19 protein-coding genes and 1 pseudogene are annotated in these 20,153 nt (G+C 65.5%); 2 read left to right on the top strand and 18 right to left on the bottom strand.

Features of this window, described 5'->3' with window-relative positions; all coding sequences use genetic code 11:
- Window positions 1–38: 38 nt before the first annotated feature.
- The 4 genes and pseudogenes from AC5V87_RS05355 to AC5V87_RS05340 all read right to left on the bottom strand — a co-directional run bounded on the left by AC5V87_RS05355 (window position 39) and on the right by AC5V87_RS05340 (window position 3,823).
- Entirely contained in the window at window positions 39–788 is a 750-nt protein-coding gene (locus tag AC5V87_RS05355; protein ID WP_456843464.1) for a YadA-like family protein, read from the bottom strand.
- A 165-nt stretch (window positions 789–953) separates the two neighbouring features.
- Window positions 954–1,289 (bottom strand): annotated as a pseudogene (locus AC5V87_RS05350) (hypothetical protein); the annotation flags it as partial.
- Window positions 1,290–1,594: 305 nt separating this feature from the next.
- Complete coding sequence (locus AC5V87_RS05345) at window positions 1,595–2,431, bottom strand: SDR family oxidoreductase (RefSeq protein ID WP_456841021.1); 837 nt, start codon at window positions 2,429–2,431, stop codon at window positions 1,595–1,597.
- A 72-nt stretch (window positions 2,432–2,503) separates the two neighbouring features.
- Entirely contained in the window at window positions 2,504–3,823 is a 1,320-nt protein-coding gene (locus AC5V87_RS05340; RefSeq protein ID WP_495370206.1) for a solute carrier family 23 protein, read from the bottom strand.
- Between the two features lie 157 nt (window positions 3,824–3,980).
- Here AC5V87_RS05340 and AC5V87_RS05335 point away from each other — a divergent pair, with 157 nt between their 5' ends.
- Window positions 3,981–5,315 (top strand): dicarboxylate/amino acid:cation symporter, encoded by a 1,335-nt coding sequence (locus AC5V87_RS05335; RefSeq protein WP_495370205.1) that lies wholly within the window; start codon window positions 3,981–3,983, stop codon window positions 5,313–5,315.
- Between the two features lie 198 nt (window positions 5,316–5,513).
- Here AC5V87_RS05335 and AC5V87_RS05330 read toward each other — a convergent pair whose 3' ends face one another.
- The 9 genes from AC5V87_RS05330 to AC5V87_RS05290 are packed head-to-tail and all read right to left on the bottom strand — an operon-like array spanning window position 5,514 to window position 13,654.
- Complete coding sequence (locus AC5V87_RS05330; protein ID WP_456841022.1) at window positions 5,514–5,861, bottom strand: RidA family protein; 348 nt, start codon at window positions 5,859–5,861, stop codon at window positions 5,514–5,516.
- A gap of 14 nt (window positions 5,862–5,875) precedes the next feature.
- Window positions 5,876–6,997: an NAD(P)/FAD-dependent oxidoreductase gene (locus tag AC5V87_RS05325; protein ID WP_495370204.1), complete on the bottom strand. Its 1,122-nt coding sequence runs from the start codon at window positions 6,995–6,997 to the stop codon at window positions 5,876–5,878.
- The gene (locus AC5V87_RS05320; RefSeq protein WP_495370203.1) at window positions 6,994–8,412 is read right to left on the bottom strand and encodes an FAD/NAD(P)-dependent oxidoreductase; all 1,419 of its coding nucleotides are present in this window, start codon (window positions 8,410–8,412) and stop codon (window positions 6,994–6,996) included. The genes AC5V87_RS05325 and AC5V87_RS05320 overlap by 4 nt, the downstream gene beginning before the upstream one ends.
- Window positions 8,409–8,705: a (2Fe-2S)-binding protein gene (locus tag AC5V87_RS05315; RefSeq protein ID WP_172784813.1), complete on the bottom strand. Its 297-nt coding sequence runs from the start codon at window positions 8,703–8,705 to the stop codon at window positions 8,409–8,411. The genes AC5V87_RS05320 and AC5V87_RS05315 overlap by 4 nt, the downstream gene beginning before the upstream one ends.
- 27 nt (window positions 8,706–8,732) lie before the next feature.
- The gene (locus AC5V87_RS05310) at window positions 8,733–9,869 is read right to left on the bottom strand and encodes an NAD(P)/FAD-dependent oxidoreductase (protein WP_456841025.1); all 1,137 of its coding nucleotides are present in this window, start codon (window positions 9,867–9,869) and stop codon (window positions 8,733–8,735) included.
- A gap of 8 nt (window positions 9,870–9,877) precedes the next feature.
- On the bottom strand, window positions 9,878–10,687 hold the full coding sequence (locus tag AC5V87_RS05305) for an ABC transporter permease (protein ID WP_456841026.1): 810 nt from the start codon (window positions 10,685–10,687) through the stop codon (window positions 9,878–9,880).
- Entirely contained in the window at window positions 10,684–11,559 is an 876-nt protein-coding gene (locus AC5V87_RS05300; RefSeq protein ID WP_495370202.1) for an ABC transporter permease, read from the bottom strand. Before AC5V87_RS05300 ends, AC5V87_RS05305 begins: the two co-directional genes overlap by 4 nt.
- Complete coding sequence (locus AC5V87_RS05295) at window positions 11,556–12,596, bottom strand: ABC transporter ATP-binding protein (protein WP_456841028.1); 1,041 nt, start codon at window positions 12,594–12,596, stop codon at window positions 11,556–11,558. The genes AC5V87_RS05300 and AC5V87_RS05295 overlap by 4 nt, the downstream gene beginning before the upstream one ends.
- A 23-nt stretch (window positions 12,597–12,619) precedes the next feature.
- Window positions 12,620–13,654, bottom strand: a complete 1,035-nt coding sequence (locus tag AC5V87_RS05290) for an ABC transporter substrate-binding protein (protein WP_495370201.1) — start codon at window positions 13,652–13,654, stop codon at window positions 12,620–12,622.
- A gap of 276 nt (window positions 13,655–13,930) precedes the next feature.
- On the opposite strand from AC5V87_RS05290, the gene AC5V87_RS05285 reads away from it, so the two are divergent.
- Complete coding sequence (locus tag AC5V87_RS05285) at window positions 13,931–14,830, top strand: LysR substrate-binding domain-containing protein (RefSeq protein WP_456841030.1); 900 nt, start codon at window positions 13,931–13,933, stop codon at window positions 14,828–14,830.
- Here the strand turns inward: AC5V87_RS05285 and AC5V87_RS05280 are convergent.
- Genes AC5V87_RS05280 through AC5V87_RS05260 form a run of 5 tightly spaced genes read right to left on the bottom strand, consistent with a single transcriptional unit; the run spans window position 14,827 to window position 20,153 of the window.
- The gene (locus AC5V87_RS05280; protein WP_495370200.1) at window positions 14,827–16,200 is read right to left on the bottom strand and encodes an amidohydrolase family protein; all 1,374 of its coding nucleotides are present in this window, start codon (window positions 16,198–16,200) and stop codon (window positions 14,827–14,829) included. The genes AC5V87_RS05285 and AC5V87_RS05280 overlap by 4 nt on opposite strands.
- The gene (locus AC5V87_RS05275; protein ID WP_495370199.1) at window positions 16,197–17,780 is read right to left on the bottom strand and encodes an ABC transporter substrate-binding protein; all 1,584 of its coding nucleotides are present in this window, start codon (window positions 17,778–17,780) and stop codon (window positions 16,197–16,199) included. The genes AC5V87_RS05280 and AC5V87_RS05275 overlap by 4 nt, the downstream gene beginning before the upstream one ends.
- A gap of 22 nt (window positions 17,781–17,802) precedes the next feature.
- Window positions 17,803–18,459, bottom strand: coding sequence for an aspartate/glutamate racemase family protein (locus AC5V87_RS05270; protein ID WP_495370198.1), 657 nt, complete (start codon window positions 18,457–18,459; stop codon window positions 17,803–17,805).
- A gap of 7 nt (window positions 18,460–18,466) precedes the next feature.
- Entirely contained in the window at window positions 18,467–19,351 is an 885-nt protein-coding gene (locus tag AC5V87_RS05265) for a polysaccharide deacetylase family protein (RefSeq protein ID WP_495370197.1), read from the bottom strand.
- The gene (locus AC5V87_RS05260; protein ID WP_495370196.1) at window positions 19,338–20,153 is read right to left on the bottom strand and encodes an ABC transporter substrate-binding protein; all 816 of its coding nucleotides are present in this window, start codon (window positions 20,151–20,153) and stop codon (window positions 19,338–19,340) included. Before AC5V87_RS05260 ends, AC5V87_RS05265 begins: the two co-directional genes overlap by 14 nt.

The following is a 20,153-nucleotide window of genomic DNA, read 5'->3' as shown; positions in this document are numbered from 1 at the left end:
CACGCGGCCAATGCAGCGTCACGAGCAAGCTGTTCTGGCTACCACTGGATCGACACCGCACCGCGCCCACCCGCAACGTTGCGCTCGAGCCCGATGCCGCCGCCGGCATTGGCGATGATCGCATAACTCTTGCCGTCATAGAGCAGCGCGGTGGCACCGAGCGCGAACGCGTTGGCGCCCTCGAAATTGCCATAGCCGGCCGAGAGCCCGAATTTGCGACCCGGTTGCAGCGCCGGCATCGAGCCGGCCGCGAGCGCAACCGCGGTGCCGCTGCGCGCCTCCAGGCGGCTGTCCATCACCTGGGACTGCAACGAGGTCACCTGTGACTGCATGGAGGTGAATTGCGATTGCAGGGAGGTGAGATTCGCTGGATTGAAGCTAGACGTCGCAAGATTGCCGGCCGCGTCGGACGTGACGAAGGAGACCGGTCCGCTTTGCGCGGCAAGGCTCGCGGCGGAGGCCACGCCAGCCAGGCGATAGGTATTGCTCGCCGTGCCGATCGCAACCTGGTTGACGGCCGTGGCCGTCGCGCCGGTGCCGACCGCAACGGAGTTCGAGAATCCGGCGGTCGCGCCATCGCCGATCGCGACGGCGCTCGTCCCGGTGGCGTGAGAATCGTTGCCGGCCGCAAAAGAATTGGCGCCGGACGCGGTGACGGCGTTGCCCAGCGCCACCGCGTTGGTTGCCGTAGCGCTGGCGCCGCTCCCAATCGCTGTCGAGGACACACCCGTAGCGACACTACTGACGCCGATTGCGACCGACTTGTCGCCCATGGACCGCGCGCCCATACCAGCGCTTCCGTCGCCGCCACCTCCGAGCGCGACGCTGTAATTGCCGGACGCGGTGGCAGCATAGGTGAGACCAGACCGGACAAATGCGCCTCCCCCCAACGCGGTGCTCCCGACGCTCGCCGCGCTGCTGCTCGAGCCGCTGCTCAAGCTGTAGTCGGCGTACGCCTTGGCGCCTACGCCGCTCGCGGTGCTGTACTCACCGCTTGCATCAGTGGAGAGGCCAATCGCTGTGCTGCCTGTCCCGCTCGCCGTGTTGCCGATCCCAACCGCCAAGCTGCCTAGACCGCTCGCTTTGCTGGTGAATCCGAGTGCAGTGCTGCTGACACCGCTTGCGGTGCCGGCACACGAGAACGCGCCCGGGCCTGTCGCAGTACCGAGGGGGAGGCCCGTGCCTGCCTGACCACAAACGGCCTGCGCGGCCACGGGCGATAGATCGAGTCCCAAAGTGCAGATGGCAAGTGCCACGGCGCCACCAATGGATTTGATCAGACGAGACATCGCTTTGACGATTTGGCTAGGCATTTGCGCTCACAACTCCAGTACGCCGCGGATTCCGACCGATCGGCGACGGTGCGCAACTTGGGCCAGAGTGATGGGCCCGACATCAACCATTCGGTTGAAGTCGGCAGCGAACCCGTCGCTGGTATTCTACTTTTTGCAGACTGTTGCTGAATTGCCTCGCCCGGTTTCCCGCCTGAACCTGGAGAATATTTCTCCGCAAGACCGGAACCGCACGCCAGAGCGAGCTGGTGAAACTGATCGCCGGCTTCGAACCGGCGACGGCCGGTTGATGGGCGCAGGCCTCAACTCGCCCAGTTCTCGCGAAACTCCGGAAACAGCGTCAGGCCGCCGCAGGCGTAGATGGTCTGCCCGGTGATATAGCTCGCTTCGTCCGAGGCGAGGAAGGCGAACACGGCGGCGATCTCCTCCGGCGTGCCGACGCGGCCGAGCGGAATGTGGCTGGTGACGACACCGCGCTTTTCGGGATCGCCGGTCCAGGCGACGTTGATCGGGGTGTCGATCGCGCCCGGACCGACCGCATTGACGCGGATGCCGTGCCTTGCGAATTCCAGCGCCAGCGTGCGCGTCAGGTTGGCCATGCCGCCCTTGCTGATCGAATAAGCGAGATAACCCGGCTTTGGGATGATCTGGTGGACGCTGGAGCAGTTGATGATGCTGCCGCCTCCGCCGCGTGCGACGAAATGCGCGAGCGCCTTCTGCGCGCAGAGCACGGCGCCGTTGAGATTGACGTCGATGATGCGGCGATAGGTGTCGATGTCGAGCGCCTCGCTCGGCGACTCCCGCTGGAAGCCGGCATTGTTGACCAGACAGTCGAGACGCTTGAAGCGCGCCAGAACCGTCTCGAACATCGCCGCGACCTGCTGCTCGCTGCTGACGTCGGCCTTGACGACGATATGATCGAGCTTGCCGTGACCGCGGTCGCTCGACGCCGTTCGCGCCAGCGCGAGCGACTCTTCAGCCTTCTCGGGATGGTCGAAATAATTGATGGCGACGGTCGCGCCCTCCTGGGCGAGCCGGACGGCAACGGCGCGGCCAATTCCTTGCGAGGCGCCGGTCACCAGCGCGTATTGGCCGACGAGGCGCGAAGAAAAAGGGGTTGAGTGGTCGGTCTGTGGCATGAGCTTCCTCCGGGACATTTCATCATGGATGGAACAAGCATTTTGTTCCATCCCCGCAGCGCTCGCTGCGATTCATTCCGCGCGGCGCGCGAGCGGCGAGGTCAGGATCTGGTAGAGGATGATGGCGCCAAACGTTGCGGTGCCGATGCCGCCGATAGTGAACGCGCCGAATTTCAGCGTGAGGTCGCCGGCGCCCGCGGTCAGCGCCACGGCGACGGTGATCAGGTTCGCCGGATTTGCGAAGTCGACCTTGTTCTCGACCCAGATCCGTCCGGCCATCGCCGCGATCAATCCGAACAGCACGATCGAGAGACCGCCGATGACGGGGCCGGGGATCGACAGGATCAGCGCGCCGAATTTCGGCGAGAAGCCGAGCAGGATCGAGACCGTCGCCGCGAACGCAAACAGCAATGTCGAATAGACCTTCGTCGCCGCCATGACCCCGATGTTCTCCGCATAGGTGGTGACGCCGGTGCCGCCGCCGCAGGCCGCGACGATCGTGGCGAGACTGTCGGCGAACAAAGCGCGGCCGAGATAGGCATCGAGGCTGCGTCCGGTCATGGCGCCGACCGCCTTGATGTGGCCGAGATTCTCGGCGACGAGGATGACCGCGACCGGCGCGATCAAGAAGATCGCATCGGCCTGGAAGGCCGGCGTGGTGAAGTGCGGCAGGCCGATCCACGGCGCGGCGGCAAGTTGCGCAAAATCGATCGGCTTGCCGAAACCAAGGCCATTCGCGAACAGCAGGTACAACAGATATCCGCCGATCGCGCCAAGGATGATCGGCAGGCGGCGCCACAGGCCTGGAGCTGCAACCGCCAGCACGCCAATCATCAGAACGGTCGCAAGGCCCATCCAGGTCTCGAACGCGTTGGCGCTCACCGCTTTGACCGCCACGGGCGCGAGGTTGAGGCCGATCGCGGCAACCACGGCGCCGGTGACGGCCGGCGGCATCAGGCGCTCGATCCAGCCGACGCCCGACCACATCACGACCAGCGCGATCACGCCATAGAGCACGCCGGCGCCGACGATACCGCCGAGCGCAACGGAGATATTCGGGTTCGGGCCCTGCCCGGCATAGCCGGTGGCGGCGATGACGACGGCGATGAATGCGAAGCTCGAGCCGAGATAGCTCGGCACGCGACCTGCGACGACGACGAAGAAGATCAGCGTGCCAATGCCGGAGAACAGCACCGCAACATTGGGATCGAACCCCATCAGCAGCGGCGCGATGATCGTCGAGCCCGACATCGCGACGCAATGCTGCAGACCGGAGACGATGGTCTGGCCCCATGACAGCCGTTCCTCCGGCATGATCACGCCCGAGGTCTTGAGCTTCCAGCGCGGAAAATAGCCCTGCCCTTGCTCGTCCGAGCCTGTCGTCGTTGTCATGTCCCCCCCGTTGCGGTGCAGCGGCTGATCTTCGTGCGATCCGACAAAAATGTGATTGTCGCTTCGGCGACGGCCATCACATGATGCAGGACATACAAGATTCAGATCTTGCCCGATTTCAAATCTTGCAAAATCAATGCGTCCCGGGGCCCACAATATGACACAAGTCGCGATCCAGCCAGCGGTCCATCGCCGGCATCAGCCCTGGTACAAGATCCTCTACGTGCAGGTGCTGATCGCGATCGCGCTCGGCGTGCTGATCGGCTATTTCTATCCCGATCTCGGCAAGGCCTTAAAGCCGCTCGGCGACGGCTTCATCGCGCTGATCAAGATGATGATCGCCCCGGTGATCTTCTGCACCGTCGTGCACGGCATCTCCTCGATGGGCGACCTCAAACGCGTTGGCAGGGTCGGGCTGAAGTCGCTGATCTATTTCGAGACGGTCTCGACCGTCGCGCTCGCCGTCGGCCTGCTGGTCGGCGAGATCCTCCAGCCCGGCCACGGCTTCAACATCGATCCGGCGACGATCGATCCGAAGTCGGTCGCAACCTATGTCACCAAGGCCAAGGAAGAGGGCATCGTCGCCCACCTGATGGCGATCATTCCCGACAGCTATGTGGGCGCGATCGCGCGCGGCGACCTGCTCCAGGTCCTGTTGATCTCGATCCTCTCAGGCTTTTCCATCGCCTTCCTCGGCAAGGCCGGCGAGCCCATTGCGGATGCCATCGACAAGGCCGCGAAGATGTTCTTCGCGATCATCCGCATCATCGTGCGTGTGGCGCCGATCGGCGCCTTCGGCGCGATGGCGTTCACGGTCGGCGCCTACGGTCTCGGCTCGCTGCTCAACCTCGCCGCCCTGATCGGCACGTTCTACCTGACCAGCATCCTGTTCGTGCTGATCGTGCTGGGCTCGATCGCCCGCCTCGCCGGCTTCTCGATCCTGCGCTTCATCGCCTACATCAAGGATGAGCTCCTGATCGTGCTCGGCACCTCCTCGTCGGAGACGGTGCTGCCGCAGATGATCCAGAAGATGGAGCATCTCGGCGCCTCGCGCTCGGTGGTCGGCCTCGTGATCCCGACCGGCTACAGCTTCAACCTCGACGGCACCAACATCTACATGACACTGGCGACGCTGTTCCTGGCGCAGGCGACCAACACCCACCTGACGATCTGGCAGGAGCTCGGCATCCTGGGCATCGCCATGATCACCTCCAAGGGCGCCTCGGGCGTGACGGGGGCCGGCTTCATCACGCTCGCCGCGACGCTCTCGATCGTGCCTGACATCCCGATCCAGTCGATCGCGATCCTGGTCGGCATCGACAAGTTCATGAGCGAATGCCGCGCGCTGACCAATCTGATCGGCAACGGCGTCGCCTGCGTCGTCATCAGCCTCTCCGAAGGCGAGCTCGATCGCGAGGCGCTGCACGAGACCATGGCGCATCCGCTGGAACTCGGCGAGTCGCTGGAGCCGGGCGGCAGCGCGACGTCGTAACCTCTCCCCTCCCGCCGCGAGAGGGAGTGAGATGAGACACGCGTCACAACGACGGCGTTGGGATCACCGAACGATACTTATTCATTCCACCCGACGCGCTGGGGGCAGGGCGTCGGGTTTTGATCATCGTTACAAGGGCAACTTGCCGGGACCGGCGCGCCACGCTTGAAGAGCGGCCGCGCCCAACGCTGAATGGCGTCAGCCCTTGAGCGCGGTGACCACCACCTCGATCAGCGCGCTGCCGCCGAGATCGGCGACGCCGACGGTGGCGCGGGTCGGCAGATTGTCGCCGAAAAACTCGGTCCAGGCCGCATCCATTTCCTTCTTCTTGGAGAGATCCGTGACGAAGATCGAGGCGCTGACGACGCGGCTCTTGTCGGTGCCGGCTTCCTTGAGATAGCCGGCGATCTTGCCGAGGATGTTGCGGGTCTGCTCGCCCATCGAGACCGAGGTGTCGTCGGCGATGGTGCCGCCAAGGAAGACGAATCCGTTGGCCTCGACGGCGCGGTGCATGATGGACGTGCGGATGCTGCGGGTGATGCTCATGAAGTCCTCTTTGGCTAGAGCGTGGAAGGATGGAAGCGGTCGATGCCAAGATCGCTGACGCGGGTCTGGGTGCCGCCATTGACGATCAGCTCCGCCATCACGGCGCCGGCGCCGGGGCCGAGCTGAAAACCGTGCAGCGAGAAGCCGAACTGATGATAGAGACCCCTGTGGCGGGAGCTCGGCCCGAACACGGGGATATCGTCCTTCATCTTGGCTTCGATGCCGGCCCAGGCGCGCACGATGGTCGCGCTGCGCATCACCGGAAACAGCTCGAACACGGTCTGCGCGCTGGTCGCAAGGCTCTTCCAGTCCAGCACCGTCTCGTTGCGGTCCTGATAGGGCGTCGCCAGATGGCCGCCGCCGATCAGCACGGTGCCGTTCTTGAACTGCTTGAAGGAAAGTTTTCGCCCGCGCAGGATCACGACAGGGTCGATGAAGTGCGGCACGCGCGATGTGATCATCAGCATCGGCGCCACGGTCTCGACCGGCACGGGCTCGCCGAGGTCAGCTGCGATCCTTCCGGCCCAGGCTCCGGCCGCATTGACCAGCACCGGCGCGGCAAAACTCTCGCTGCCGGCATCGACATGCCAGAGGCCGTCGCTGTGGCGGATGTTGCTGGCGGCCACGCCTTCGCGCACGGTCGCACCCAGCTGCTGGGCCTTGCGCCGAAACGCCGTCGTCGTCTGCGCAGGATTGGCTGCGCCGTCGCGGCGCGAGACCACCCCGCCGGAGCAGGTCTCGGCCACCGCCGGCACGAGGCGGCGCAATTCGGCGGCATCGATCAACTCTTCATGGGTGAAGCCGAGAGCGTTGAGCTCGGCGACGCGCGCGCGGCAGACAGCGAGCTCCTCCTCGTTCTCGGCGACGAGGACCTGGCCGTGGCTCTCAAAGCTGCAATCGTCGTCGAGGAGATCGTTGATCTTCTCCCAGATCCCCATCGAACGGATCGAAAGCGGGATCTCGGGAATGTGCCGGGCGAGCTGACGCACGCCGCCGGCATTGACGCCGGACGCGTGCCGGCCGGCATAGTCCTTCTCGATCAGCACCGGCTTCAGGCCGGCGAGGCACAGATGCAGCGTCGTCGAGCATCCGTGGATGCCGCCGCCAATGACGATCGCATCCACGTTTTGGCTCATCCGCGCACCACGGCCTTGATGTCGGCCTCGCTCTTCGGGACAGCGGCGAGCTCGGCGAGCGTGATCGGCTTCACCGGCGCACGCAGCCGGTAATAGCCGATCTCCTGCGGGGTCTTGCCGCGCGCCTGCGCCATCAGCTCAGTGACGGTGAGACCGCAGAGCCGGCCCTGGCACGGCCCCATGCCGGTGCGGCGATAGGCCTTGAGCTGGTTCGGCCCGGTCGCGCCGATCGCGACGGACTCGAGCACGTCCTTGGCGGTCACCTCCTCGCAGCGGCAGACGATGGTATCGCCCGAGGGAATGCGAAACTGCGGCGGCGGGCGGAACAGCGTGTCGAGGAAGACGCGGCCACGCTCGGCCTTGGCGAGATCGGAGCGGAGAGCCGCCATCGCAGGAAGTTTTGCGGCAGCTGCGGGCGCCAGTGCTTCGATCGCGGCGCGCGCGGCAATGCGACCACGGACGACTGCTGCATTTGCACCGCCGATGCCGGCGCCGTCACCGGCGATCGCGATGCCGGCGACCGAAGAATTGCCGCTCGCGTCCAGCACCGGCGACCAGCACAGCTGCAGATCATCCCAGCGATGCTCGATGCCGGCCGCCATCGCCAGATTGACGTTGGGCACGACACCCTGATGCAACAGCAACAGGTCCGCGGGAAAGGTCTCGCGCTTTCCGCCGGCGACATAGCTGACGCTGGCGAGCTGGCCGTCCCCGGCCGCAGCAAGCTCAGTGACGCCGGAGACGACCTGAACTTTCGCCTTCACCTCGCGCATCATCGACAAGCCCTTGGCGAAATAGGGCGAGGTCAGAAAGGCGAAGGCGTGCGGCAGCACTGCGAAATAGTTGCCGCGCTCGGTCGTATCAAGGATGCGATCGATGCGGCCGCCGAGGCGCAGGATCTGCGCGGCCAGCAGCCAGAGCAGCGGTCCCTGCCCGGCGATCACCGTGCGGCCATCGGGCAGCAGCGCCGACGATTTCAACATGGTCTGTGCCGCGCCCGCGGTCATCACGCCCGGCAGGGTCCAGCCGGGGACCGGAAACGGCCGCTCCAGCGCGCCTGTCGCGAGGATCACGCGCTTTGCCTTGACGAACGCCGACGCGCCGCCGATGGACACCGCGATCTCGAGATTGCGGTCGAGACTCCAGACCGTGGCGCGGTGGATCACCTCGGCATTGCTCGCGCGCAGGGCCTGCACGAGATCGGCGCCGACCCAGTAATCGGCGCCGAGCTGATTGCGGTCGGTCACCGGCGTCGAGGAGATGGCGCGAAACACCTGGCCGCCGGGGCCGATATTCTCGTCGAGCAGCAGCGTCGAAAGACCAGCTTCGGCGGCGGTCGCGGCGGCGGCAAGGCCGGCAGGCCCCGCACCGATCACCACGAGTTCATAGTCTTCGCGCTTGGGAGCCACACTCATCGTCCGATCTCCCGCTTACCCTTCTGAATCTCGATCTGCATGCCCTCGGCGACTGGCACGAGGCAGCCCTGTCGATTGCCGACGCCGTCGATCGTCACGAGGCAGTCGAAGCACACGCCCATCATGCAATAGGGCAGGCGCGGCGCGCCGCTGACCGCCGTGGAACGTCGTGCGTCGACGCCGGAGGCCAACAGCGCGGCAGAGACGGTGTCGCCCTGGCGCGCCGCGACGGCGACGCCGTCGACGAAGATCTGCACCTGAGGACGTTTGTCCTGTTCGGATCGTCTAAACATGGGATGCCTCTTGGCTCCTTGATATCTTTAATAGCCGCTATTGTTCGCGGCGCCCGCGCCGCCAAAGCGGCTCGCGGAGAACGCGCCGACCAGCTCCGGCTCGAGCGCGCCTTGCGCCACCATGCGCGCGATCTCGAAGGCGTGGTTGGAGGCGAGCGTCACGCCGGAATGACAGCAGGCGACGAAAGCGCCGGGATGCGTCTCCGACTGGTCGTAGATCGGAAAGCCGTCCTGCGGCATGACGCGGATGCCCGCCCAGCTTCTGACCACGTTGAGCCGCGACAGGTGCGGAAACATCCGCTGGGCGCGATCGGCCATCACGCCGCTGATCGAAGGCTTCATCGTGCGTTCGTCGAGCTCGTCCTCCTTGCTGTCGCCGATCATCACCGTGCCCTCGTCGGTCTGGCGGATCGTGGTCAGCGGATGCGGCAGGAATGGCGTGGTGCGCTCGGTCACCACAATCTGGCCGCGGGTCGGGCCCATTGGCGCAAAGAGGCCGACCATCGGCGCCAGCGTCTGGTTGGCATTGCCGGCGGCAAGCACGATCTTGGCGGCCCGCAGCTCGCCCTTCGGCGTGGTCAGTCGGAATTCGCCGCCGCTCTTGCTGATGGCCGAGACCGGCTGCTCGGGAAAATAATCGATGCCGAACGCCCTGAAACCGGTGTGGAAGGCACGGAAAGTGCGCAGCGAATTGACGTGGCCGTCGAGCGGACAATAGCTGCCACCGGACACTTCCGGCCCGATCAGCGGCAGCGCCTTCTTCACCTCGGAAGCGGGCAGCATCTCCATCTTGTAGTCGGCCGCACCGACCTGGTTGTGCATGCGCTTGACGAGTTCGGTGCGCTGGCCGAATTCGTCCTCGCCGAGCGTCAGATGAAAGCCGCCGTTCTGCTGCAACGAGACATCCAGGCCGGTCTGCTGCTTCAGCTCGGAGGCGAGCCGGCCCCATGCCTGCGAGGCCTGCACGGTCCAGACCGTATAGGCGGGCATGCCGAGCCCCTTGCTCTGCACCCAGACCAGCGCAAAATTCGCGCGCGAGGCGCGCTTGGTGATATCGCCTTCGTCGAGCACGGCGACCTTCTTACCGAGGCGGCCGAGGCCCCAGGCAATGGCGGAGCCGAGCAGTCCGCCGCCGACGACGGCGACGTCGTATTCTCCTGACATGAGTTCTCCTATCGTCCGGTATCGCCAGCCTTGCCGGCGAGCACGCGGTCGAGCCCGTAGAAGCGGTCGAGCAGAATGAGGGCGGTCATGGTGATCGCGATCACGCAGGCCGAGACCGACGTCACCAGCGGATCGATGTTGTCCTGGATGTAAAGGAACATGCGCACCGGCAGCGTCTCGGTGCCGGGTGCGGCGAGGAAGACGGTCATGGTGAGATCGTCGAAAGACTGGATGAAAGCGAGGGCCCAGCCGCTGATGACGCCGGGCAGGATCAGCGGCAGCGTGACACGTCGGAACAGCGTCCAGCCGCCGGCGCCAAGCGAGACCGCCGCCATCTCCACCGTGCGGTCCATGCCGGTCGCAGCCGCAAGCGTCAGACGGAGCGCGAACGGAAACACGATGATGACGTGCGCGATGATCAGCGCGGCGAAGCTGCCGCCGAGGCCTGCCGAGGTGAAGAAGCGCAGGAAGGCGATGCCGAGCACGACATGCGGGATCATCAGCGGTGACAGGAACAGCGCGGCAAGCGCATCGCGGCCGCGGAAGCGGTAGCGCGCAATCGCCAGCGCCGCAGGCACCGCGAACAGCAGCGCGACCAGGGACGACAGCGCGCCCAGCCCAAGGCTGACCCAGAAGGCGTGGATGAACTCGGGGTAGTTCGCAATGGTCCTGAACCAGCGCAGCGAGAAGCCGCTGGTCGGCAGCGAGAGGAAGCCTTCGGGCGTGAAGGCGACAAGGCAGACCACCAGGATCGGCGCCACCATCACGATGACGAAGAGGGTGTGGAAGATCAGCGCGAGCGGCCCGTTGCGCCTCATCGGAACACCTCCGCGTAACGGCGCTCGATCAGCGCGTTGCTGCCGACGACGATCAGCACCAGCGCGACCAGCAACAGCGTGGCAACCGCCGCTCCCAGCGGCCAATTCAGCGTATTGAGGAACTCGTCATAAGCGAGCGTCGCCGCGACCTTCAGGCGGCGGCCGCCGATGATCGCGGGTGTCGCGAAGGCGCTGGCGGAGAGCGAGAACACGATGATCGCGCCCGACAGCACGCCCGGCATGATCTGCGGCATGATGATGCGGCGTATGATGGTCACAGGTCCGGCGCCAAGCGACATCGCGGCATTCTCGATCTGCGGATCGAGCCACTGCAGCGCGGCCCACACCGAGAGAACCATGAACGGCATCATCACATGCGCGAGCGCGACGACCATGCCGGTTTCGGTGAACATGAAGGGAATGGGGAAACGGATCACGCCGAGCGACATCAGGAGCTTGTTGACCAGCCCGTTGTTGCCGCCGAACAGCAGCGCCCAGCCAAGCGTGCGCGCCACCACGGAGATCAGCAGCGGACCGAGTATGACCAGCAGGAAGAAGCTCTTCCAGCGGCCGCTCATACGGTTGAGGATGTAGGCTTCGGGCGCGCCGAGCAGCGCCGTGAGCAGTGTGGTCAGAATTGCGATGCGGAAGGTCCGCCAGAACATCTCGGCGTAATAGGGATCGGTCGCGATCTCGTGCCAGTTCTTCAGGATGAAGACGGGCTCAATGCCCTTGTACTGGCCCCAATCGTGGAACGAGAGCATCAGCGTCATCGCGAGCGGAATCAGCAACACGCCGACGAACAGCATCAGAGCAGGCGCCGTCAATGCCCATGGCGCACGCGCGCTGCGCTCCTCGGCGGCCGCGTTCATGCGCCGACCCTCGCGCGCACGCTCATGTCCTCGGGACGCCACGACAGCCGAACGGCATCGCCTTCGCCTGGTTGCGCCGTGCCGTCGTTCTGACGGATCACGATCGCCGGGCCGCATTCGCTGTCGCACTGGAACAGCCAGTGATTGCCCTGGAAGATGCGCGTGATGATCTTTGCGCTGAGCCCTTGATCGCCAAAGCCGATTCGTTCGGGGCGAACGCTGACGATCACGGGACCGCCGAGCCCGGCCGGGGCCGGTGCGCGCCAGGAGCCCGCCACCAGTTGGGTCGGCGAGACGGTCCGGTCGATCATCCCGGCAAAATCATTGGTCTTGCCCAAAAACTGCGAGACGAAAGCCGAGGCGGGCCTTTCATAAGTCTCCTGCGGGGTGCCGATCTGCTCGATCTTGCCCTGGCTCATCACCACGATGCGATCGGACAGCGACATCGCCTCGTTCTGGTCGTGGGTGACGAGAATCGTGGTGGTGCCGATGGTGCGCTGGATCTGGCGCAGCTCGATCTGCATCTCCTCGCGCAGTTTTGCGTCGAGGTTCGACAGCGGCTCGTCGAGCAGCAGCACGCTCGGCTTGATCACCAGCGCGCGCGCCAGCGCCACACGTTGCTGCTGGCCGCCGGACATGCGACGCGGATGGCGATCCTCGTAACCGGCGAGGCCCACCATCGCGAGCGCGGCGCGGACGCGCTCGGCCCTTTCCATGCGCGGCACATTACGCATCTCCAGGCCGAACGCGACGTTCTCGGCCGCCGTCATGTGCGGAAACAACGCGTAGCTCTGGAACACGATGCCGAGGCCGCGTTTGGCCGGATGGATCGCGGTCAGGTCCTTGCCTTCGAGGCGGATCGCGCCGCGCGTCGGATCGAGGAAGCCCGCGATCATCTGCAGCGTCGTGGTCTTGCCGCAGCCGGACGGGCCAAGGAAGGAGACGAACTCCCCCTTCCCCACCGACAGGCTGAAGTCGTCGACCACAGTCTGCGCGCCGAACTGCTTTGCGACCCGATCGAGCTCGAGATAGGCCATGACGCTGTCTCCGCTGCGACCGGTCAGCGTTCGACCTCGCGATTCCAGCGCTTGGTCCACTCCTCCCGCTTCTCGTTGATGAGCGCCCAGTCCGGATTGTAGAGCTTGGCCGCGCGTTCGCCGATCGGCGCCATCTTGCCGAGCTCCGGCGGTACCTTCAGCGATTTCAGCACCGGGCCGTAGCCGTAGTCCTTGAGCATCACGAGCTGGATCTTTGGATCGAGCAACATCTTGACGAAGCTCGATGCGAGCGGCGAGGCGTTCGGCTTGTTGATCGGACACGCCGTCGTCAGCAGCGTCGCGGCGCCCTCCTTGGGATAGACGAAGTCGACGGGAAAGCCGGTGTTGGCAAAGCTCTGCACGCGGCCGGTGCCCCACACCGCGATCACGGCTTGGCCGGACTGGAACAGCTCGGTCATCTTGCCCGGCGACGGCTCATAGGCGAGTACGTTCGGATTGATCTCTTCCTTGAAGATCTTGAAACCGGAATCGACGTTGGACTCGCCTCCGCCATTCATCTTCGACAGCATCACCAGGGCTTCGAGGCCATAGGTGTTGTTGATCGGCGGGATCACGAGCTGCTTGGCGTATTTCGTATCCTTCAGATCGTTCCACGAGGTCGGCGGCGCCCAGCCTTTTTCGGCGAAGACCTTGGTGTTGTACATCAGGCCGGTCGCGACGATGCCGATCGCAACGGCGCGATCGTCCTTGAAGCGCGCGGTGTCGTAGAGATCGGCCGGCAGGCCATCGAGCTTGCCGCAGAAGCCGAGCTGGATCGCCTGGTACATCGGGCCGTCGTCGACGATGGCGACGTCGATCTGCTGATTGCCCTTCTGCGCCTGGAGTTTGGCCAGCGTGTCGGTGGAATTGCCGGCGACGTATTCGACCTTGACGCCGTTCTCCTTCTCGAAGGTCGGGATCACCTCGTCGCGGATGGTCTTCTCGAACGAACCGCCATAGCCGGCGACGTACAGCGTCTTTTGCTGAGCCGACGCGACCGACGGGGCGGCAATGAGCGCTGCGATGCTGACCGCTGTCAGAAGGCGAAGAGTCTTCATATGGACCGATCTCCAATACCGGAATGGGATGACGTGCCGACGAGTCTCGCTGGCTGAAGCGCGCTACCGCATTTTCTTCCGCGCCAATCCGTTCCCGATCAGGGCTCCGGCCCCCATTCGGCGGATTTTGGCGCGATCTGGAGTTTGAACCCCTCCAATCTGCCGAAAAAGCGGGCTGGCTCCAGTCCTGATGAAAAAGATCGCAGACGGATGCTTCCATCGTCCAATGAATAATGGCACCCTCTGCATGCAAGAATGTTATGGACGGAACTCGAAATGGCCCGGATCAATTCGCGGCAGGTGGAGGCCTTCCGGGCGACGATGCTGACCGGCAGCGTCACCGAGGCGGCCAAGCTGATGGTGGTGACGCAGCCAGCGGTGAGCCGCTTGCTCCGCGACCTCCAGGCGCTGCTCAAGATGGAGCTGTTCGAGCGGCGCGGCACCGGCCTCGTGCCAACCGCGGCCGCCATGGCGCTCTATACCGAGGTCGAGCGCTCCTTCGTCGGCCTCGAACGCATCACCGCGGCGGCCGAAGAAATCCGCGGCCGCCGCACAGGCTCGTTGCGCATCGCCGCGCTGCCGGCGCTCGCGAACGGCTATCTCCCGCGACTCACTGGGCACTTCCTGAAGGAGCGGCCAAACCTCAACCTCGCCTTCTTCGGCGTGATCTCGCCGATCGTGGTCGACTGGGTGCTGAACAACCAATGCGACATCGGTTTTGCCGAGGTGCCGATCGCCCATTCCGGCCTGCCGAGCCAGCGGCTGCCGGCATTGGCGCGCGTCGCGGTGCTGCCGATCGGTCATCGCCTCGCGGAGAAGGACGTGCTGGAGCCGCGCGATTTCGAGGGCGAGACGTTCATCTCGCTGTCGGCGGGATCGTCGAGCCGGCACCTCGTCGACCAGGTTTTCCACCGTCACGATGTCCGCCGCGTGCTCCGGGTCGAGACCACGCTGTCGGAGATCATGTGCGGCATGGTGTCGTCAGGGCTCGGCGTCTCTATCTGCGATCCCTTCACCGCGCAGGAATTCGCAACCCGCGGCGTCGTCGTGCGCCGCTTTCTGCCGCGGATCGACTTCGAATTCTCGGCAGTCTTTCCGGCGCAGCGCAGCCCCTCGCCGGTGGCGCTGGATCTGGTCGAAACCATGCGCAAGGCGCTGGTGGAGTTCGAGAGCTAGCCGTTGAACGCCGCCTGCGCCTCCGGCAGGGCCCAGATCTTGCCGATGGCAGCACTGCCCGCTGCAATGATGGCCGCCTCGTCCGCGCCGCGATAGCGGCCCTCATCGACCAGCACGCGGCCATCGACCATGACCTGATCGATATTGGCGCGGTTGGCGAGCGCGATCAGGGCGCGACGCGGATCGAACAGCGGCTGCAGATGCGGATGGGTGAGATCGACCACGGTGAGATCGGCGGTCGCGCCCGGCTCAATCCGGCCGAGGTCAGGCCGCTTGATGACGTCGGCGGCGACCGCCGTGTTCGCCTCGATCAGCTCGGGTGAGTTCGCGGCGTCTGGGCGCGCCGAGGTGATCTTGGAGATCAGCGATGCCGCATTGAGCTCGCCGAGCAGGTCCATGTTGTAGCCGTCGGTGCCGACTACAGTACGCACCCCGTGCGCGGCGAAGCGGCTGAATGCCGCGGTGACACCGGCGCGCGCGAACACGCGCGGGCAATTCAAGACGGTCATGCCGCGCGCGGCCATCAGCTTGAGATCGTCGTCGCTGCTGAACATGCAGTGCGCCGCCATCAGGTCGGGCGCCAGCAGCCCGAGCCAGTCCAGGTACTCCGCCGGCGTGCGGCCGCCATAGCGCTTGGCGATGGTCTCGACCTCGGCGCGGCTCTGCGCCATGTGGGTCGTGATGGGCACGCCGAGCTCGCGCGCCCGCGTGGCGCAGGCCTTCAGCAGATCAGGGCCGCAGGTGTCGGTCGCATGCGGGCTCATCGCGAGGCTGATGCGGCCATCGCCGCGATTATTCCAGCGCTGATAGAGCGCGTCCCAAATCGCCATGTCAGCGGCACCATCATCGCCGAAATAGTGCACCACGCCGTCCGGGCCGGCCTTGGCATCCGACGTCGAGAACAGATAGGGCGCGCCGTAAAAGCGGATGCCCATCTCTTCCGCCGCGTCGAACATTTCCGGGATCGAGTTGCGGAACGGCTCCATCACGGTGGTGGCGCCGCCCTTGAGGAGCTGGAGAATGCCGAGCCGCGCAACCGCGAGGCGCTCTCCCGCCGACAGGATATCGGCGCCGCGCTTGGTGAGCGGCAGAAGCACCGTATAGACGATGCTCTGGTTGTTCTTGCGGCCGTTGCCGTCCTCGGTGTGGCTGCGCGCAACCGCCTCGGAGAAGCAGTGATTGTGCAAATTGAGCAGACCCGGCAGTACGAAGCGGCCGGGGCGGTCATAGACCTGATCCGCGCGCGGTCTGTCGCGCGTAACGGCCGCGATCCTCTTGCCTTCGATCAGGACCCAATGGTCACGCAGCACATCCTGCGCGCCGTGCTTGCGTGAGAGCACAAAGCTGCCGAAGATTGCTGTGGTGCTCATGCGGGGCGTACGTTCCAGAAGACGGCGGTGCCGTCGAGAATGCCGGTGATGGCCTTGCGATACGCGGTCGGCTGCTTGTAGAGGCCAATCGGAATATAGGGGATTTCCTCGAACGCGACGGCCTGGATCTCGCGGCAGATGCGCTGCTGCTCGGCGAGCTCGGAGGCCGCCAGCCACTGGCTGCGCAAGGGCCCCATCTTCTCGCTCACATACCAGCCGGCGACCTTGCCTTCGCCGCGTATGTTGGTGTTGCCGGCCGGGTTGAGCCAGTCGATGCCCTGCCAATTGCCGACCGCCGCGCTCCAGCCGCCCTGCGGAAGCGGATCCTTCTTGAGCTGGCGCTGCAGGACGACGGCGAAATCGAGTCCGGCATATTCGACGTTCATGCCGGCCTTGCGCAAGCTGTCGACCGCAATCTCGCCGAGCGGCTTCTGCGCCAACGAATTGGTGGGGACGAGCACCACGATCTTCTCGCCGTTGTAGCCGGCGGCTTTCAGGTCGGCCTTGACCTTGTCATAGTTGCGCGGGCCGCGGAACACGTCGAGGCCGACATCGCTCGCCATCGGCGTGCCCGGCGCGAAGAAGCCGATCGGCGACACCTGGAAGGCGGGATCGGTGCCGGCGACCGCGGTCATGAACGCGGACTGGTCGATCGCGCCCAGCAGCGCGCGGCGGATGGCGGGATTGTCGAACGGCGGCTGCAGGTGATTGAGACGCAGCATGCACGCGTAGCCGCGGGGATCGAGGATGCGCGTCTCGATGTCGCCGGCGGCCTTGATGATCGGCAAGAGATCATGGGGCGTGGTCTCCTGCCAACCCTGCTCACCGGTCTGGAGCGCGGCGACACCGGTGCCGGCATCGGGCGTGGTGGTCCAGACCACGCGATCGTAATGCACGATCTTCGGGCCCGCGGTCCAATCCGGCTTGCCGTCGGTGCGCGGCTGGTAACGCTCGAATCTGGCATAGGCGTTGCGCGCGCCCTGCACGCGCTCGTCGGCGAGGTAGCGGAACGGACCGCTGCCGATCACTTCGGTCAGCGGCTTGAAGGGATCCTGGCTCGCCAGCCGCTCCGGCATCATGAAGCAGGCATTGATCGCGGCCTTGCCGAGCGCCTGCGGCAGCAGCGGGAACGGGCGCTTGAGACGGAAGCGGATGGTGCGGTCGTCGGCGGCCGATAGCTCATGGGTGGCTTCCAGCAGCTCTCCGCCAAAGCCGTCGCGCGCCGCCCAGCGGCGGATGCTGGCGACGCAGTCGCGGGCCAGCACGCGTTCGCCGTCGTGCCAGAGCAGGCCGTCGCGCAAGGTGAGGTCCCACTGGAGCTGCTCGCCGGAGATCGCTTGGCCCGCCAGCATTTGCGGAGAGACCTGCAGCGATGAGCTCATGCCGTAGAGCGTGTCGTAGACCATGAAGCCATGGTTTCGCGACACCTGCGCGGTCGAATAGATGGGATCGACGAAGGCGAGATCGATGACGGGAATGAAGCGGAGCGTGCTCTGGGATTCGGCGCGCACAATGCCCGGCATCGAGAGCGCCGGCGCTGCTGCTGCGGCCTTGAGGAGCGAACGACGGGAGATGGGCATTGCAAGAGGCTCCTGAAGGATCTTAGGCGTTCAACAAGACCGCGCCGATCGCGACCGCGACCGCCTGCTGCGCCGGCTCGACCACGGGCACGCCGATCGCATCCGCAATCGCCGCGCGATGCGAGGCCATGCCGGCGCAGCCCATCACGATGACATCCGCACGGCACTGCGTGACCTGCGCATGGCCGGCTTCGATCAACCGGCCGCGGATGTCCGTACCTGCCGTTTCGGCCGCGCTCGCGCCCACCGACCAGCTTCCGGCATAGCGGCTGTCGACGCCCATCACCCGCGCCATGCGCTGCTGGCGGCGTATGCTCGACGGCGACAGAGCGATCACGCCAAAACGTTCGCCCAGCATCAGCGCGCGGAAGATGGCGCATTCGGCAATGCCCAGCACCGGACGCCCGCCGGCGGCTTCACGCACCGCATGCAGGCCGGGATCGCTGAAGCAGGCGAGCACGAAGGCATCGGCGTTGTCGCGCGACACGCGATTGACCAGCGGCATGACGACGCTGTCGGCATCGCGCTGCGAGCTGATGCCCGGCGGGCCCTCGGCGAGGCCGACCACCTCGATGTCGGGTCCACCGGCGATGCGGAGCGGCGCGACGGCATCGTCGATCGCCGCCGTGACCGAGGCAGAGGAGTTGGGGTTGATGACGAGAATGCGGCGACGGGGCATGGCGGGGTCAGCGGTTGCCGGCTTCGTGCCGCAGGAAGTTTTCCGCGATCTTCTCGCCGGTCGTGATCCAGACGTCCGGGCACGACTTTGCGTAACTCAGGAACTCGCGCAGCAGGCGCAGCCGCATCGGACGGCCGCTGCATTGCGGATGCAGCACGGTCGTCACCATCGCGCCCCAGTCGCGGACCTCATCCAGCTCGTCCTTCCACATCGAGAGCACGTGCTCCTTGGGGAAGATCGAGCGCGGGCTGAAGCGGGCGGACAGGCCATGCATCCAGTCGTCATAGCTCGCCGTGACGGGCAGCTCGATCGTGCCGGGCTTGCCGTCGGCGAGGCGATGACGATAGGGCCTGACATCGTCGCGGAACGAGGACGTGTAGACGATGCCGTGACGCACCAGCGCGACGCGCAGCTCCTCGGTGAACTCGCCATAGGGGGCGCGATAGCCTGATGGCTTGACGCCGAGCCGGCGCTTCAGCGCCTCGAAGCCGCGCTCCAGCTCCTCCTCGATCCAGGGATCGCCGGGATCGGGCAGGAGGTGGTGATAGCCGTGATGGCCGATCTCGTGGCCGGCCTTCAGGATGGATTCCGCCATCGCCGGATGCGCATCGATCGACCAGCCGGTGACGAAGAACGTCGCCTTGAGATCGAGCTGGTCGAGCAACTCCAGGAGCTTCGGCGTGCCGACGCGCGCCTCGTAGCCGCCATAGCTCATGGTGATCAGCCGCTGCGCGTGCAGCGCGTCCTTGCTGGTCCACGCGCTCTCCGCATCGACGTCGAAGGACAGGAACATCGCGGATGTGTACGGCCTCGGCCACGGATAGTCGGGCGCGGGATCCGCGGCGTTGGCCGGAACGAGCGGGATGCTCTTGAGTGCCTTACTGTCCAGCATTGATCGTTGCCTTTTCGAGTGCGTTGTCAGTCAGTTTCCACCTGGCAAGCAGGGTCTTGTAGGTGCCGTCGGCGATCAGCGCATCGACCGCCTCCAGCATCGCCTGCTGCAAGGCCTTTTCCTTGACCGGCAGGGCAATGCCGGTGAATTGCTGCGCGATGGGCTCGCCCAGCGTCGCATAGGTGTTGGGCTCCAGGTCCATGATGTAGGGCAGCGTCTCGTTGCCTTGGGCTGCGGCATCGATACGGCCCTGCCGGAGCTGGGTGCGTGCATCGGCCGAGCCGTCGGTGCCGACGAACTGGATCGGGTTGCTGCCGCAATTCTTCTCGCTCCAGGCCGCGATCTGGGCCGGGAACATGGTGCGGCGGCTGGCGCCGACCTTCTTGCCGCACAACGCCGCCGCATCCTTGAACTCCGTCTTGCGCGACTGCTGCACGAAAAATTGCGGGCCGCTGCGCAAATAATCGACGAAGGACGCGATCTCGTGCCGGCTCGCATAGTCGGTGAAGCCGGACAGGATTGCATCCACCCGGCCGGTCGAGATCGATGGCATGAACTCGGCAAAGCTGGTCTCGGTCCATTCGATCTTGACGCCGAGCTTGCGCCCGAGCGCCTCGCCAAGATCGACGTCGAATCCCGTGAGCGCGTTGGTGGCGGGATCGCGGAACTCCATCGGTGGATAGTTCGGCACCAGCGCGACCTTGAGGCTGCCGCGCTTGGCGATATCAGGCGGCAGCTCGATCGCCATCACCGATGTGCTCATGGCGCCCAGCAATGCCGCCGCAACCAAAAATCTCTTCAT

The sequence above is a fragment of the Bradyrhizobium sp. SOJA106 genome (assembly GCF_059448745.1).
The sequence above is the reverse complement of the archived record's forward strand: the minus strand, read 5'-3'. Positions and strand labels throughout refer to the sequence as shown.